This window comes from Pseudomonas sp. N2-3-1-14 (assembly GCF_041228395.1).
Taxonomy (GTDB): domain Bacteria; phylum Pseudomonadota; class Gammaproteobacteria; order Pseudomonadales; family Pseudomonadaceae; genus Aquipseudomonas.
In genome coordinates this window covers 2400575-2419338 of record NZ_CP166199.1, presented here as the reverse complement: position 1 = coordinate 2419338, position 18764 = coordinate 2400575, and the positions used below count along the sequence as shown (strand labels likewise).

Annotated in this window: 1 protein-coding gene; it reads right to left on the bottom strand. The window is 61.3% G+C overall.

Translation table 11 applies throughout. From position 1 onward, the window contains the following. Position 1 precedes the first annotated feature (1 nt). Positions 2–18733 (bottom strand): hemagglutinin repeat-containing protein, encoded by an 18732-nt coding sequence (locus AB5I78_RS11280; protein ID WP_369302674.1) that lies wholly within the window; start codon positions 18731–18733, stop codon positions 2–4. Positions 18734–18764 lie beyond the last annotated feature (31 nt).

The window sequence follows — 18764 nt, the reverse complement described above, 5'->3', positions numbered from 1 at the left end:
ATCAATCACCTATGCGCTCCATATTCACATCAAACGTTCCGGATCTTGTTTCTCTAGAGCCAAGATCCTTAACCGACTTAGCTGCTTTCCAAGCACCGCCGTTATGGCCGTCTAGATCTCTAGTAATATATCGATTACCTCGCTTAAAAACAGCCTGCCCACCGTGCACTGTTTCATTAATTTTTTTGTACCCTAAAGCTTCCGCAGCCTGCTTAGCCTCCTTATTCGTCTTATAGACAGGTTCCGCAAGGGGTCGAGGCCCCTTTGAATCTGATTCCTTCCCGCCCTTGCCTTTGCGTGCAGGCATCACCCCAAACAAAACACTGGCAAGCAGCTCGCCACCGCCGATCAGATATTTTTCATCTTGAAACGTGGGATTTAATTCATAGCCTTCTATAACTTCGGCGACCTGTTTCCCTACGAAGGCGCTTGCCTTGTCCATATTTTCTGATATTACTTGCCCCGCCGCTGTCCCCTCAACAGCTTTCATGACAATAAATTGGGCAACCCCTTTCGGGCCTTGAGCCGCAGCCATTACATAGGCGAGAGCTTCCGCACTTTCTGGGTTAGCGTTTTTATAAGCCTGTATCGCACCCAGTTTAACGATGACATCGTGAAGCTCACTAATCCCTGATGGGTTGACTTCCTGCGTTGGCAATACTAACGCCTTGGGGTCAGACGCCTGTGTACTCGATTCAATCAGTTGCTTGGCATCCTCAAGAACGCGAGGTTCGATACCGTTTAACGACGCCACGCTCCTGAGAACGCTATCAATAAACTCAGGGTCTCCCATCTTCGCCATAGCAGCTTTGGGTTTCATTCCTGAAAGTATCAGCGCTTCGAGCGTGCTTTCCGCCAGGTCTTTACCGGCCATGGCTTCTGCGCGAGCATCCATGGGGCGGCCCAACATGGTATCCACGCGATTGACCACCGCATTCAGTGCCCCTGCCGCCTTGTTAAAGTTGTCCAGGGCTGTTTTGTCGTAGTTCAGTAAACCGTCAGACCATTGCTTCAGCGTTTCTCCCGGCTTGAGTACAGCCTCAATCGAGGAACTGCTTGCATACAGATCTGTGCGCTTTTCCTCATCCTTAGTGATCTCATAAGCCTTGCTCACGTCCCGGTTCAAACCGTTCGTGGAGTCAGTGCCCGTTTCGGCATCCTTGCGTACGACAATTTCACCTGCGCCCACCGTGGCACGGACAATCTGCTCTCGTTCTTTTTCGTAATTCCAGCCTTCAACGCTCCAACCCGTTTTGCCTTCCTTGCCCTTACCTGTCTGGCTACTGTCTTGTACGGTGCTGCCTTTACTGTCATTGCTACCGGCTTTGTAAGTCCCGCCCACGTTAAGGTAGTAACCGTGCTCTTTATCCTGCCCGGCGATATCGCTGAAGCCCAGCGTACCGGTGTCCAGTTTAAGGTTGCCGTTGTCGGCAGCGATGACAGCACCGTCGACCTGGGTATGGTTCTCGGTACGGATATCGACTTTGTTTTTGCCGGTGATGCTGGTTTGTTCTTCAACCCAGTCGGTCTTGCCGGTGGTTTGGCCATAGCCGACCGAGCCGCTGACACCCGCTCCCGGGCCGATCGTGGCCGTAACACTGATGTCAAACTCTTTGCCGTTGACCTTGCCGGTATCGGCCACCGAGGAAACGTTGAGGTTGCCGCCGACACGGCCTACTACTTCATCACCCCGTAGGTTGGCACCGCCGATGTTGGTGTCCTTACCGCTGTTGAACCCCAGGCGGTCGCCTGCGTAGAGGTATGCCTCTTGTTGACGTTGGCCTTCTCGTTCCAGGTTGCCTTTGCCCAAACTCACACTGACATAAACGCCGATGCCATCGGAGCCAAAGGTAAGACCCGCCTCCCCGCCGCCACTGTGGCGATTGTTCTCGCTGGTGCTGTCGTTATGCGCCGAACGGATATTCAAATCCTTGCCGGCATTCAGCTCAATATCTCGTTGCGCCTTGGCCTGTGTACCAATCAGGTTGAGGTCATTACTTGCCTTGAGGTTGATATCGCGACCAGCATCAAGTTGCGTAGGCGTAGAGGTGCCCTGGGCACTGTCGCCCGTAGCGGTGCCATAACTGCCACCGACACCGACCTTGATCCCGCCACTGGTGCCGCCATGAATACCGCCCCAACTCTGGGTGTTGGTGGTTTCCTCACTGACGCTGCCTTTGGCGATATCAAGGGTCACGTCGCGCCCTTTAATATTGATGTCGCGACCGGCGTCCAATTGGCTACCCTTCACCACGACGTCGTTGCCGGCGTTGAGATTCAGGTCTTTGCCAGCATTGAGCGTCGAGGACCTGTTGGTCTGCTCGACCACTTGTTGGCTATTGCTCTGTTTGCTATTACCAAACTTGGCATCACCCGTCGGGCCATTAACAAACTGGCCGACCGAATCCACGGCCTTGAGCGTGCTCGAACCTTTGCTGACATTGTCCTCGCCCTTGCCCGCACCGCTCACCGCTTCCTTGGTATTGGCGTAGTTATGGTTGATCGAAGCCCCCAGGCCATTGCTCTCTTTTTGTCGCAGTTGCTCGGTGAGGGTGCTTTCACGGGCGGCATCGATGTTGATATTTCTCCCGGCCGTCAGGTCAATATCATTGGTTGCATCAAGGTCGGAGCCTCGCTGATTGATATCGCGTTTGGCGTTGATCGCAACGTCCTGGCCGGCACTGATATGGCTGCCTGACGCGACCTCATGCTCCAATCGGTTATTTTTCGTGGTGCCTTCGGTGCCTGCAAAAACGCTGAAGCCATTGCCATTGCTGGAAATACTGGAGCCAGTCTGTTTTTTCTTCTCCCAGCTTCGTTCGCTGCTGGTGCTCTGAGCCTCGACCACGTTGACGTCGCGCCCGGCGTTCAGGCTGACGTTGCGCCCGGCACTGATGCCGCTGCCTATCAGGTTGATGTCGCGTTCGGCCTGCAAGGTGGCGTCACGTTCAGCATTGACCTGGCTGCCCACGCTGGTACTGCTCTGCGCTTCACGTCCAGCCTTTTTCGCCGAAGAGATCGCTACCGAAGTCGGCCTCTCCACATAACCAAATTTCTTTTTGTATTCCTCGCTACGGCTGTAAGCGGTGTCATTTGCCGAAACCAAGTTGATGTCGCCGGTGCTGTTCACCAGACCTGCGCGCAACTCCGTGTCGTTCGCGGCACTGATCTCACTGGCCCGCAACCGCACGTCATTACCCGCAGCCACCACCACGTCATGGCCCGCTTCCAACTCACTACCCACTTGGCTGGCGGTGGTTATCAACTGACTCTTGCCGCTTTTTGAAAGCCCGAGGAATCCGGACTTGCTCTTCTGGCTGTACGAGCCATGCTCCTCGACACCCGACAGCACGGCGATATCGCCCGTGGCGCCCAGCAGCATGTCGCCGCCGGCCTTCAACTGGCTGCCGATCACGGTTACGTCACGCCCGCCTTCTATGTTCATGCCACCATCGGCTTTTTTGCTGGCATTGATGGTCAGGTCTTTGCCGGCTTCAACGACGGAGGCCACGTTGGTGCTGTCATAACTCTCGCGTTGCTCGCTTTTGCTGCGACCAAACGAACCTTTGCTCTTTTTCGAGTAGAACGAAGCGTCTTCGTCGAGTGCCGAGAGGATGTTCAGGTCACGCTGTGCTTCCAGAGCGACATTTGCGCCACCCTGGACACGGCTGGCACTCAGTGCCAAGTCCTTACCAGCACTCAGCGAAACATCCCCACCCGCACTCAGCGTGGTCGAGACCTGACTCACATGATCTTCCTGCGCCTTCACCTTCTTCAGGTTCAACGCCGAATGCTGCTCATCCGCCGCCGAAACCAGGCTCAGGTTCTCGATAGCCGACATTGCCACATCCCGCTTGGCATCAATCCGGCTGGCAATCGCAGTCAAATCCCGGCCCGCCACCGCTGACAGGTCGCGACCCGCCGTCACCGATGAACCGTTCTGCGTCACTGAGCTACTGTTGTTGCGCGCGCTGGTGTTGGCGTTGCTGTTCACCTGCTCCACCGACCCGAAACTCAGGTCACGCCCGGCCTGGATCGTGGTGTCGCGTCCGCTTTGCAGCACGCTGCCCTGGTTGGAGAAGTCGCGTCCGGCCCTGATGCTCAGGTCGTTGGCCGCTTCGATACGCGCCGCGCTGTTGAGGAAGTCGCTGTGTTCACTGATCAGGCCGTCGCTGCTGTCGTGGCCAGTGATGGTGCGTTCGTTGATCACGTCGCCATTCACGGCGGTCATGGTCACGTCGCGGCCGGCGATGATGCCGCCGGCCTTGTTGACGATGTTATTGCCTGCCAGCAGGTCCAGGCGGTTACCTGCTTCGATCAGGCCGCTGTTGATCAGGTCATTGCCGGCCTTGGCCGACAGGTTGTTGCTAGCGCGCAGGGTGCCGACGTTGTTCAGGTCTTGCCCGGCGATCAGGCTGACATCGTTGCCCGCAATCAGTGCGCCGGTGGGTGCCAGGCGGTTGTTGGCGTTGGCCAGGTACAGCACCGGCACCAGCACTTCTTCGCCGTTGACCACGCTCTTTTCCAGCCAGACGATGTCGTGGGTCAACGCTGCCACTTGCTCGGAAGTCAGGTTTACCCCCACGGCCAGGTTCAGCGTTTGCTTGCTGGCGATGGCGTTGTCCATCAGGTGCTTGAACAGTTTTTCGTCGGTGGTTTGCCCGTCGAGAAAGCGTTGGCCGGTGCGCGCGACCACGGCTTGCTGGATCAGGCGTTGTTCGTAGAAACCGTCGCCCAGACGCTTGGCGCTCTCGTCCGGGTTGTAGCCCAGGCCGGACAGCAGGTAGTCCGAGCTCATGAATTGCTTCATGTCGGTGAGTGCCGGGTTGGTTTCGATCAAGTATTTATGCGGCTGTGAAACCGCACTTTTGTCTGGCAGGCCCTGCACCCGGTTGACGGTCTGGCTGGCCACCGGTGTCGGTTGTGCTTCGGCGGGCTGGACGACGACCACGGCAGGTCGGCTGCCGGTGCTCGCGGCAGCGGGTTGTTCAACCGGGCTGATGACCGGTTGGGTCTCATGCGGCACCGGCGCTACCGGAACCACCACGGACGGCGGTGGTGTGCCGACGGCAACCTGTGCATCGTGGGCCAGCGGCGTCAGGCCTGGCAGGCTGAGGTCGGGGCGTGAGCTCCCCGGCGCAATGGCCACAACGCGGGTATCGCGATCCACGGTCGACAGGCCCGGTACGTTCAGGTCGGGGCGAGCGCTGCCAGACGGTGTGCCATCGGGTGTGGTCAGCACAATTCGGGCATCACGCTCGGCGGGTGTCAGGCCAGAAAGGTCGACGTTCGGACGCGACACATCGACCGCTGGCCGGGAGCCGTCAACGGCGTTCTGGGCATCGATGCCATCGACATGGCTGATCGTGCCACCGCTGGTGCGGCCAGGTTGCAGCGTTCCTACGTCGGCGCTGCCCACGCCGGCAACGTTGATGGCGCTGGCACTGGCATTGATTCCACTGGCCTCGCGGGCCGTCACCGAGACCTGGCGGTTGTTGGCGGCGAGTTGGGTGACCTCCTCCAACTGGATCGTCCGACCTTGGGTTTCGGGAAGGTTTTGCTGGCGTTGCGCCAAACCGACGCTCGCAGCGCCAAGGGTCCAGCTTTGCGGCCCTGCATTGGCTTGAGCGGCCTGCCCGCTGCTGGCGCCCTGCCCGCTCAGTCGGAACAAACCGTTCTGGCCGGTAGGCAGGCTGAAGCCCGGAAGCGCGATGGGGTTGACTTGCTGTTGAGCCAAATCAGGTGGCAACTGCGAGTTGATGGCGATCGCTGTCGAGTAGCCGCTACCCGCGCCTGTGTCAGTCTTGGTGCGGCCCGCCGCTACATAGGCATAGTAAGGACGAACCACACTGTTGTTGATGTTCTGGGCGGCATTAAGCGCAACGTTGCCACCGGCCTGGATGATTGCATCGTAGGACTGGCCATCGCTTTTAAGGGTGGTGATGGTTTGCGAGAGCTTGCCGCCGCCCATGAGGCTCAGGAAATAGCTGAGGTCTGCCTCGACGGTCGCCGATGGCGTGGGGCTATTTTTAGCGTTGAAGTTGGCAGCCGCCGGCAAGGCCTGGAAAATCTGCGAGACAAAGTTCCAGTAGGTCCGAGTGGTCTTGATCGCCTGGGCTTGCACGCCCTGGTTATTGATGGTGGTCGCGTTGGCGGTGAGGTTGCCCGTCGCGGCAATGGTGCTGCTCAGGTTGTTGAGGGTCTGGGCGTTGATCTGCATGTCAGCGCCACTGCTAAGCCCCGAAGCCACGCTGCTGCGGGTAACGTTCAAGCTATCGATTTCATCGATCTGCCACAGGCCGTTTCGACGGCCTTTGCTACGGAAGTCACAACCGGCGCCCGGGATCAGGTTGCAATCAAGTTCGGTGATCTTCACCGAGCTTTTTTCATGTGCCGAATACTCCAGCACGTCCCTGACGTTATTGACGGTCATGGCATTGATCGTCAGGTTCTTAGCGCTCTCGATAGTGCCTGAACGGTTATCCAGCAGATCGGCTTTGGTCTGGTTCGTGTCTTTGCCAATCAGTACGTCACCCAGCCCATAGACATCGGCATAGGCGTTGGTGAAGCTATTGGCCAGCAACTGCATGTCGCCGCCGCTGGTGATCAAACCCTTGCTGTTAACCAGGGTGTTGGTGCTGAGGGTCAGGTTGGCACCCGTGGCCAGCGTGCCCGTATTGCTGACCTCTGCGGCTGTGAGGGCCATGGTGTTAGCGGAAGTCAGGCGCCCGGCGTTAGTGAGCTGCCCGCCGACGTTGATCGTGCTGTCTTGTCCGCCGGCAACACTCGCCGCCGTGCTCAGGTTCACTGACCCGGCACTCAGGCCCAGGTTACCCACGCTGCTGTAACGCCCATTACCGCCATAGCTGCCGGCCAGCGTTAATTGCGCCGTGCCATCGCTGGCGATCAAGCCATCGTTGTTCCAGTTACCGCCACTGCCGACAAGACTGTCAGACGCCAGCAACTGCCCGCTGGCGGTCTGATTCAAAGTATTGACGTTCACCGTCAAGCGCCCGGCCTGGATCACACTGCTGTTGGTCCAGTGGTCGGCGGCCAGGGTCAGGCCACCTCGCGTCACCACGTTGCCACCGGCATCGATAAGGTTGGCGGTGGCAATATCAAAGGTCCCTGTTCCGCTGTGCAGCAAACTGCCGCCCTGGTTCTGGAAGCCTGCGGCATTCAGGGTCAGGTCGCTGGTACGGCTCTCGAGGCGGCCATTGCGATTGTCGAACAGGCCTGCGATCTGGAAATCGGTCTTGCCGCTGCCGCCCATGGCGCGCAATTGGCCGCCCTGGTTATCAACGTTGTTGGCGCGCACGTTGAGCAGGGTGTCGCTTTCGATAATCCCCGCATGGTTGCTGAGTTGGCCGCTGAGCCCCAGCTCAATTAGATTCGCCGCCACTTGGCCTGAGCTGTTATCCAGTCCTACCCCACTGACGCGTAGCAGGTCTTTGGCGTACAAGCCGCCATAGGCATTGGCGAAATAGTTGGCGTTGACCACTGCGTCGCCATTTTGCGCTGCGATGCGGCCGTGCTGGTTGTCGACACTGCCGGCCACCAGGTTCAAACGCTGGCCTTGAATCACGCCAGCCTTGTTGCCCAGGCTATAGCCGTTGAGCAGCCTGTCACCGACGTTGGCATCCAGCAGGCCCTTGAGGCTGGCCAGTGTGCCCGCCTGGTTATTCAGGGTGTTGGCCTTGACGCTCACGTCACCGGTCTGCGCCAGCAGCTTGCCGCCTTCGTTATCAAGGTCGCCGCTGACGTCCAGGCTTAAACCGCTCTGCCCCTGCACCACACCCGCACGGTTGCTCAGGCCAACGGCCTTCACCTGCAGGTCGGCACCCTGGCTGTAGATCAAGCCGTCGGCGTCGTTTTGCAGCAGGCCGGTGCTGGTGATTGCCAGGCGGTCCTTGCCGGCGATGGTGCCGCGCTGGCGGTTATCGATACCGCCGGCGAGCAGGGTCAGCAGGCCTTGGCTGGCGATCTGGCCGCCCTGGTTGTTGACCTGAACCGCGCGTTGCAACAGCAATGCGCCAGCGCTGGCCAGCTTGCCATTGGTGTTGTCGAGGGTGCCCAGCAGGCTCAGGGTCAGGCGGCCATTGCTGGCCAGTGTGCCGCTCTGGTTGTGCAGATCTGTGCCGGTGACGGCCAGCGTTTGCTGCGCATTGACGGTGCCGGCCTGGTTGCCCAGGGTGGCGGCTTGCACGTCAAGGTCGGTGCCGCTGTCGATCAGGCCACCGTTGGCGTTGTTCAGCAAACCGCTGACGACGAGGCTTTGCCCCGCGCCGCTGGAGAGAATACCGCCGCTGTTGTCGAGGCTGGCGGCACTGACGCTCAATGCACCTTGGCTGACCAGTGCACCGGCACCGCCATTGAGCATCTCGCCGGAAAGGCGCACATCCACCGCGCCGTTGCGGCTGGACAAGGTGCCGTTGTTGCGGTTGTCGAGGCTGCCACCGCCGACGTTCAGGCCCTGCCAACCTGAGATGAGGCCGTTCTGGTTGATCAGGTTGGCCGCGTTGACCGTCAGCACCTGGCTGCTGATCAACTTGCCGCCGCCGTTGTCCAGGGTGCCGGTGTTCAGGGCCAGGTCTTGCTGGCTGGACAGTTCGCCGTTCTGGTTGTTGAAGGCGCGCAGACGGTTGAGGGTCAGCGGGCCTTTGGCGAGGATCAGGCCGTTGCGGTTGTCCAGGTCGCTGTTGTTCAGGTCAAGGATCACGCGCTGTTCGCCCACCACGCGGCCGCCGGCCAGTGCCAGTGCGCTGAGGTTCAGGTCCATCGCGCCTTTGGCGGAAACCTCACCGCCGCTGCCGGTGTTAAGGCTGGCGGCGCTCAGGTTGAGGCTGCCCTGGCTGTTGATCAGGCCGGCAGCGCTGTTGTCCAGGGCCATGGCACTGAGGGTGACGCCCGCTGCACCGAGCAGGCTGCCGTTCTGGTTGTTCAGGTTGGCGCTGTGCAGGGTCAGCATTTGAGTGGCGCTGATCAGGCCTTGGTCCTGGTTGTTGAGCAGGCCGTCGCTGGTCAGTTGCAGGTCGCTGCGACTGGTCAAGGTGCCGCCCCGGTTGTCCACGGCGCCTGCGTGCGCGTTGAGGCTGGCGGCGCCGATCAGGCCTTTGACGTTGGCTAGGGCCTGGTTCAGGCGCAGGGTCAGGGCCTGGTTGCTCAGCAGTTTGCCGTTGCTGTTGTCCAGGCTTTGCGCAGCCAGGGTGAAAGCTTGGGCGCTGGAGATTTCACCGTTCTGGTTGCTGACGGTCGTAAGGTTATTGAGCAGCAATGGACCAACCGTGTTGATCAGCCCGCCCTGATTGTTCAACTGACCGTTGTTCAGGTCGAGGCTCAGGCTGCTATTACTGAAGAGCTTGCCGCCCTGCTGGTCAAGGCCGGTGACGCTGGCGGTCAGGGCCTTGGCGCTGCCGATGCTGCCGCCGTTGTTCACTTGGCTGGCCGTCAGGTTCAGGGTGTCGCCGCTGTTGAGGCGGCCGCTCTGGTTATTCAAAACGCCGGTGCTGACCGCCACCGCGCCCTTGCCGCTGATGCTGCCTTGCTGGTTGCCTAAACTGGCGCTGCTCAGTACCAAGGCGCCGTCGGTGACCAGTTCACCGTTCTGGTTGTTCAACTGGCCAGCGACGCCGACATTCAGCCCCTGGGCACTGGAGAGGCTGCCCTGGGTGTTAGTGAGGCTGCGTGCCTTGACGTCGAGGGTGCCTTCACTGCTCAGCAGGCCCTGGCTGTTGTCCAGGTCACCGCCCAGCGTCAGCTGCAACGGTTGCTGGCTGAGGATTTTGCCACCGGTGTTGTCCAGGCCGGTGCCCGTCAGCAACAGGCGCTGGCCACTGAGTTTGCCGCCCTGGCGGTTGAGCAATTGCTCGACCGCCAGGTTCAGGCCGCTGGCCGCGAACACCTGCCCGCTGTCGCTGTTGTCCAGGCGCTGGCCGGTTATGCTGAGGTCCGCGTTGCTGGTCAGTTCGCCGGCGCGGTTATCGAGGGTGCCTACGTCGAGTTTCAGCGCTTTTGTGGCGCCTACCAGACCGCCCCGGTTATCAAGGCTGGCGCCGCTGACGTGCAGGGTCTGGGTGCCGATCAATTGGCCTTTGCGGTTGTCGAGGCGGTTGACGTTGACGGCCAGTTCGGCGTTGCCGGCGATCTCGCCGCCACGGTTGTCCAGGTTCGCGGCGGTCAGCAGCAAGGCGCCGTCGCCAATCAATGTGCCGCGCTGGTTATCGATCAGGTCGCTGGCGCTGATATCCAGGCCGCCACGGCTGCTGAGCAGACCGTCGGTGTTGTCCAGGCTTGTACTGCGGCTGATGAGGCTGGCGCTACTGACAAGGCCTTTGACGTTGGCCAGGGCCTGCTCGACGCGCAGGGTCAGCGCCTGGTTGCTGATCAGCTTGCCGTTGCTGTTGTCGAGGTTGCGGGCGGCCAGGGTGAAGGCGTTCTGGCTGGAGATCTCGCCGTTCTGGTTGTTGAGGTTGCCGAGGTTTTTCAGCACCAGGATCGGCGCGTTGATCAAACCGGCGTTGTTCACCTCGCCGTGGTTCATGTCCAGGTTCAGTTGCGCGTTACTGAACAGCTCGCCGCCCTGTTGGGTAAGGCTGGCAAGGCTGGCGCTCAGGGTGCCGGCGCTGGCGATGCGGCCACCGTTGTTGAGCTGGGTGGCCGTGAGGTCAAGGCGGTCGGCACTGATCAGGCGGCCGCCCAGCGTGTTGTCGAACAGCCCGGTGTTGAGGGTCGCGGCGCCCTGGCTTTTGAGCAGGCCCTGCTGACTGTTGTCAAGGCGGGTGCTAGTCAGCATGAGGCCTTGGGCGGTTTCGACGATACCGCCCTGGTTGAGCAAATCACTGGCGCTGGTGATGCCCAATGTGCCGGCGCTGGAAATACTGCCGCCGGTGTTGTCGATGCGTTGACCACCCAGCGTCAGGGTGCCTTCGCTGCTGAGCCTGCCATGGGTGTTGTCCAGCCCCGCTGCCAGCTGAATTGTCAGCGCACGTTGGCTGGCAAAGGTGCCTTGGGCGTTGTCCAGACGCGTACCGGTAAACCGCGCCTCTTGGGCGAACACCAGCCCCTTGGCCTGGTTGATCACTTGGGCCACGGTCAATTGGAGGGTGGTCCCGGCCAGCAGCTTGCCGCCGCTGTTGTCCAGGGACTGGCCGCTGAGCTCGGCGTCTATCTGGCTGGAGATTTCACCGGCGCGGTTATCCACGCTGTCGACCTTGAGTTTCAGCGCTTTTGTGGCCCCTACCAAACCGCCGTCGCGGTTATCGAGGGTGGTGCCGCGAAGGGTCAGATTGCCTTGGGCAACCAGCTCGCCACCTTGCTGGTTCAACACGCCGAGGGTGGCGTCCAGGTCGCTCTGACTGGCGATACGGCCTTTGCCGTTATTGACGTTATCCAGGCTCAAATGCACCGGCCCCACGGCGCTGATCAAGCCGCCTTGGTTGCTCAGCGACTGGCCGGTAACGCCCAGGGCCTGCTTGCTGTTGAGCACGCCCTCACGGTTGTCCAACTGGCCGAGGTGCAGGTTCAAGTCCTGATTGGCGCGGATCACGCCAGTGCGGTTATCCAGGCTGTTGCCGCGAACGGTCAGCAGGTTTTGCCCGGAAACACGCCCGCCACGGTTATCCAGGCTTGCCGCCTGAATATCCACGATCCCTTTGGCCAACACACTGCCTTTGGCCTGGTTGTCCAGCAAGCCGGCAACGTCCACTGTCAGGCTGCCGTCGCTGACCAGGCTACCGGCCTGGCTGTTGTCCAGGCTCGCCGAAGCGACCTGCAAGCGCTGGCCGGCGCCCACGGTGCCGCCCTGGTTGGTCAACGCGCCCAGGGTCGTGAGGTCGAGGCTCACATCGCCCATGACCTGACCATTGCGGTTGTTCAAGGTGATGGCGTTGACCACGCTGGCGCCAGCGCTGGAAACTTCGCCGTCGACGTTCAGCAACTCACCGGCCAACGTCAGGGTCAGGTCCCTGGTACTGCTGAACTCCCCATCGCTGTTATCCAGGCTCGCCGCTTGCGCCGTGAGCCCGGCCGCTGAAATCTGGCCTTTGAGGTTGATCAGCGCCTGCTCGATCTTGAGGCTCAGGGCCTGGTCACTCAGCAGTTTGCCCCCGGTGTTATCCAGGCTTTGTGCCGCCAGGCTGAAGGCTTGTTTGCTGGAGATCTCGCCGCCCTGGTTGGCGACACTCGACAGGTTCTTGAGCACCAGCGGGCCAGGCGCATTGATCAAGCCACCGGCGTTGTTCAGATGGCCCTTGTTCATGTCCAGGGTCAGGGCGCTGAGGCTGTAAAGCTCGCCGCCGTTCCGTTGGTCGAGACCGGAGAGGCTAGCGGTGAGGGCTCTGGCGCTGGCGATGCGGCCCTCTCCACGGTTGTCCACCTGCCCGGCTGCCAGGTCGAGGCGGTCGGCGCTGGTGAGGCGTCCGCTTTGCTGGTTGTTGAAGGCGCCGGTGGTGACCTGCACGGCACCGTCACCGATGATCTTGCCACCCTGGTTGTCGAGGCTGGCACTGGTCAAGGTCAAGGCGACGGCACTGAGCAACTCGCCCTTTTGGTTGCTGATTGCATCTGTGGTTGCCAGTACCAATGGCGCGGCACTGCTGATGCGCCCGCGGTCATTGTTGAGGCTGGCCGCGTGTACGCTCAAGCCGCCGTCGCTGCGCAGAGCACCTTGCTGGTTGTTCAGGTAACCGCTCAATGCCATGGACAGGTTGCCCTTGGCGTACAGGCTGCCCTCGCCGCTGTTATCCAGTTGCGCGGCGTTCAGGTTGATCGATCGCTGCCCGGAAATGATACCTTTGAGTTGGTTATCCAGGCGCTGCAAGGTCAGTTGCATCTCGCCGTTGGCCAGCAAGTGGCCGCCCGCGCTGTTGTCAAACTGGCTGCCGGCGAGCGTCAGGTCGGTGACGCTGGAGACTTCCCCGGCGCGGTTGTCCAGGGCGTCCACCTCGAGGGTCATGGCCTTGCCCGAGTTGAGCAGGCCGCCGCCGCGGTTATCCAGCGTCGTGCCATTAAGCTGCAGCTGCTGCGTCGCCACAACGCTGCCGCCGCGGTTGTCGAATTGGCCGACGGTCAGGCTCAGGTCGCTCTTGCCGGTTAGACGGCCTTTGGCCTGGTTATCCAGGCTGGCGGCGGTTAATTGCAATTGGCTGCTGGCGGCAAATAACCCGGCCTGGTTGAGCAACTGCCCGCTAATCAAGGCGTTCAGGGTGCCGTCGCTGGTAAGCGTGCCCTGGGTGTTGTCCAGGCTCGCAGCCGTCAAGTTCAACGCCTGGCCCGTGACAAGGCGGCCATTGCGGTTAGATACCGAGCCCGAGTGATTAAGGGTGAGCAGCTTGTCGCCCTGGATCAGGCCATGGCTGTTATCCAGTGACGCGCCAGTCAGGGTAGTGGTGGCGCCGAGGATTTCGCCTTGCTGGTTGTCCAGTGCCGATTCGACGTAGGCGGTAAGGCCGTCGCGAACCTTGAGGGCACCTTCGGCATTCACCAGGCTGTTCGCCCGCAGATCCAGCCCGGTGGCGGAAACCAGGCCCTTGGTATTGTCAAGAGCCTTGCTGATACGCACCACCAGCCCTTGTTCACTGAGCAACTTGCCGCGACGGTTATCCAGGTTATCGGCGGTGAACGTCAGCGCCTGGGTGCTGGACATTTCCCCGCCCTGGTTATCCACGCTGGCAAGGTTACTCAGCAGTAACGCGCCCGGAGCATGGATCAAGCCGCCTTGGTTGTTCAGGTAGCCGTGGTTCAGGTCCAGGCTTACGCCCGCCTGGCTGTAGAGGCGCCCGTCGCCGTGTTGGTCAAGGCCGGTAACGGATGCGGTGAGTTGCTGCTGGCTGGTGATGCGCCCGCCGGCGCTGTTGTCTACCTGCCCTGCGGTGAGAGCGAGAGTGCCGTCGCTGTTGAGCGTGCCTTGCGCATTGTTCAACTCGCCGCTGAACGAGAGCTGCAGATGGTCCTTGGCGTAGATGTTGCCCTTGGCGCTGTTGTCGAGGCTGGCGGCAGCCAGTTGCAGGTTGGCACCCGCTGTTAACTGACCGGTCTGGTTGAGCAACTGCCCGACAATGCGCGCCGTCAACCGAGCATCACTGGTCAACTTGCCGCCGCTGTTATCCAGGCTCGCGGCGGCGATGTCGAACGTTTGCGCACCAAACAGCGTGCCCTGACGGTTATCCACGGCGCCCAGGCTGTTGAGGTTCAGCGTGGCATCGCCCTGGAGCAAGCCTTGGCGATTGTCCAGGGAGCCTGCATTGACCGAGGCGGTGCGCGCGAGCAGCTTGCCGTTGCGGTTATCCAGCGCACCGTCGACCTGCAGCGCTACGCCTTCGGTGGCACTGACCGTGCCACCCAGGTTACTCAGGCTGCCGGCATGCAGTTCCAGCGTCTTTGCCGACACCAGGCCCTTGGTGTTGTCCAGCGCGCGGGCAATGCGCAGGGTCAGCGCCTGTTCACTGAGGACCTTGGCGTTGCTGTTGTCCAGTGTCTCGGCAACCAGGGTAAACGCACGACTGCTGGAGATTTCACCCCCTTGGTTGGCGACGCTGTTGAGGTTGCTCAGCAGCAACTGACCCGGTGCGGTGATGGCACCGCCCTGATTGTTCAGGTGGCCGCGATTGAGGTCCAGGCTTACATCGCCCTGGCCGAACAGCCGGCCGTCATTGTGCTGATCCAGCCCGGTCACGCTGGCGCTCAGCGACTGGCCACCGCTGATACGTCCGCCATCGCTGTTGTCCACCTGGCCGGCGTGCAGGTCCAGCTTGGCGTCACCGCGCAAGGTCCCTTGTTGGTTGTTCAGGGCATCGCCCAGCAACAGGTGGAGCTGATTGTTCGCGTACACGCTGCCCTGACGGTTATCCAGGGTGGTTGCGTTGAGTTTCAACACACCGACCGCCACGAGGTTGCCGGCGCGGTTATCGAGGGTGTTGCCGGCCAGGGTCAGGTCGGCTTTGCTGCTGATGCGTCCCTGGCGTTGGTTATCGAGGCTGCCCAGGTTCAGGCTGAGGTTGCCAGTGGCCGCCAACAGGCCGACCTGGTTAAGCAAGTGCCCGGAAATTGCGGCGGTCAAAGCGCCGTCGCTGGTGAGCTTACCTTCGGTGTTGTCCAGGCTCGCTGCAGTGAGCGTGAAGTGGCTGCCCGCGGCCAGGGTGCCGTGCTGATTGGTCAGCGCCCCGCTGTTGATCGCCAGGGTGTGGTCGCCTTGAGCCTGACCGTTGCTGTTGTCCAGACCGCCTGCCGCCAACGAAAGATCACTGGCCAGCAACTTGCCGCTGCGGTTGTCCAGCAGGCCGTCGACGCTCAGGTTAAAGCCATCACGGGCACGCAGTGTGCCGTCCTGGTTGCTCAGGCTTGCGGTGCGGGCGTCCAGGCTTGCGGCCGAGACCAGGCCTTTGGCGTTCTGCAGTGCACGGGCGATACGCAGGGTCAGCGCCTGCTCGCTCAAGACCTTGCCGCGGGTGTTATCCAGGCTGTCCGCTTGCAGGCTGAAACCGCTGGCGCTGGAGATTTCCCCAGCTTGGTTGTCGACGCTGCTGAGGTTGCTCAAGAGTAGCGAGCCGGGCGCGTTGATCACGCCACCCTGGTTATTCAAATGGCCACGGTTAAGGTCCAGGCTCACGTTGCCCTGACTGTAGAGACGGCCATCATTGTGCTGGTCCAGGCCGGTCACGCTGGCGCTCAGGGCCTTGCCATTGATGCGCCCGCCCGCGCTGTTATCCACCAGCCCGGCACGCAGTTGCAGGGTGCCGCCGGCGCTTAGCTGGCCGCCCTGATTGCTAAAGTCGGCGCTGCTCAGTTGGAGGTTCGCGCCGGCGGTAAACAGCCCGCTCTGGTTAAGTAGGTTGCCGGCGATCGCAGCGGTCAGTACGGCGTTGCTGGTGAGTTTACCAAGGCTGTTGTCCAGGCTGGCGGCGGTCAGTTCCAGGGTTTGGCCGCTGGCAAGCGTGCCATTGCGATTGCTCAGTGCGCCGCTGTCGATCTTCAGCAGATTGTCGCCCTGCACCCGACCTTGGGCATTATCCAACGCACCTGCCGTGAGCCGTACATCACGGCTCAGGATCTCCCCGCTGTGGTTGAGCAGTGCTGCACCAACGCCCAGATTCAAGCTGTCGCGAGCCACTAAGTGGCCGCTGCTGTTGTCGAGACTGCCAGCTTGCACCTGCAACGACGCCGCACTCACCCGACCTGCCGCATTGCTCAAGGCCTGAGCAACGGCCAGGGTCAGCGACTGCTCACTCAAGACCTTGCCACTGCGGTTATCCAAAGTGTCAGCTTGCAGCGTGAAGCCGGTGGCGCTGGAGATTTCTCCGTTGCGGTTATCGACGCTGTTGAAGTGGTTCAGCAACAACTGACCGGGCGCGCTGATCACGCCGCCCTGGTTATCCAGATGACCGCGATTGAGGTCCAGGCTCAAACTGGCTTGGCTGGACAGACGACCACCGCCATTGTTCAGGTTGCCCACACTGAGTTGGCTTGCACCGGCGCCGCTGAGACTACCGCCACGGTTATCCAGCATGCCCGCCACACGGGCGTTCAGCGTACCGCGACTGCTCACGCTGCCGTTCTGGTCATTGACCAGGCTGGCGACATCGATCTGCAAGCCGGTAGCTGCAATCAATCCCGCACTGTTATTCAAGGTCTGCGCAATCTGCAGGGTCAGCCCCTGGTCGCTGAGCAAGTTGCCGGCAGCGTTATCGACGGTACGCGCCGCAACGGTAAAGGCCCGCGCACTGGAGATTTCGCCCTGGCGGTTGTCTACGCTGTTGAGGTTGTCGAGGGTCAATTGCCCGGTGGCATTGATCAGCCCGCTGCGGTTATCCAGATGGCCCTGGTTGAGGTTGAGGTTCAGGTCGGTGTTGCTGTAAAAGCGGCCGCCCTCCTGTTGATCAAGGCTGCCGAGATTCGCGTTCAAGCCCTGGGCGCTGGCGATCTGGCCTGCGCCACTGTTATTGACCGCACCTGCCGTCAGATCCAGGGTCTGGCTGCTGGTGAGCACACCGCCCTGCTGGTTATCCAACGCACCGACCTTGACCTGCGCACCACCGGTGGACTCGATCCGTCCCTGCTGCTGGTTAGCCAGGGTGCCACTCAGTTCAACACCCAGCGTGCCTTGGCTGGTGAGCACGCCCTTTTGGCTGTTGTCCAGTGAAGCGGCCTGCAATTGCACGGCTTGGCGTGCAGCGATTCGCCCGCCCTGGCTATTGATGGCACCGCTCGCCTTCACACTCAAGGTTTGGCCGGCCGACACCAGACCGGCGACGTTATCCAGCGTTGCCACTTGCAAGCTGGCCTGGCCAAGACTCGACAGCTCTGCGTTGCGGTTGGTCAACTGGCCGACCGTGGCCGTCAGCGGCCCGGTGCTGGTCACCAGGCCGCCCTGGCTGTTGAGCAACTGACTGGCGTTCAAGCCCAAGCTGCCAGCGCTAAGGATCCGGCCTTGGTTCTGATTGTCCAGGTTTGTCGCAGTCAATTGCGCATTGCGTTGGGTACTCAGGGTGCCGCCCTGGTTGGCGAGTTCACCGGTGTTGACGCTGAGGTCGCGGCTGGCGATCACGGTTTTGCCGGTGTTGTCGATGGCCTGCGCAGTCAAGCGCAAATCGCCCTGGGCATTGCGGCTGTTATCGGTGTTGACGCCTGCTTCGATGATCCCGTTGTTGGTCAATCGGCCACCGGCGTCCAATGCGATGCTGTCCTTGGCAGCCAGGGTTTGTTGGCTGGTCAGTGCGCCTTGAGTTTTTACCGACAGATCAGTACCGGCGTAGACCGCCCCCTTGGCTTCCAGGCTGGCCGCTTTGACAGCGACAGCAGTGCCTGCGGTGGTCTGGCCCATCACCACATTGCCCGCCGCATCAATCTGAATATCGCCGCCGGCAACCATGTCACCCGACAGCCGCACGCCCACACCGGCCTCGGTGCCGATCAGCTTGACAGCGCCCACGTACATGCCACCCAGCGCCGAGGAGTCAATCGCCAGATCCGGCGTCTGGCTGCCATCCGCCGCACGCGCCGTGGCGTTCAAAGTGCGCGCATCGACGTCGTTGCGACCGGCGACGATGGTGAGTTTTTTCGCCTGGATCTGCGCGTTGATCGTGGTGGCGCGGGTGATGATTTCGAACTGGTCGACGTTGCTGGCGTTCAAGCCGGCACCTTCGATGGCGACGTTGCCTTGGTCGACCTGGTAGCGGCTGATCTGGCCGTTTTCGATCACCGCTTTACCAGTGGTCAGCGTGGCTTGTGGGGTGTTGATAAAGCCGCAACCGTTGCAGCTGATGCCGTACGGGTTGGCAACGATGACATGGGCCGACTGCCCCGCCACTTCGGTATAGCCACGCAGTTGGCTGGGGCTGCCGCCGTTGACTTCGTTGAGGATGATGTTGGCGGCGGTGCCGCGCAGGTTCGGGTTGCCGACGATGATGCCGCCCAGTTGGGTGGACTGGGTGCGGTCGGTGGCGTTGTTGAGAATGACGCCATTGGCGCCGACGTTGTAGTCATGGAATTGGTTGTGCGACAGCCCGCTGCCGTTTGGCGCGGCGATGTTGACGATGGGCACGCCATTGCCCGCTTGCCCGAGCGTGGTGCCCGGCGCGCTGACCACGATGCCGTCGGCCTGGGCCAGCAGCGGCTGCCAGAACATCGCGTTGGCCAGGATCAACGCTAACCCACGTTTAGGCAGCCCCAGGAAGTGGGAGCGGCTTTTTACGGCAGCAGAAGGCTGGCGCGCGAGGAAGGCGAACTGGCGAACGTCCATGTCATGTCTCAATGCCCGAGGGCGGTTAAAA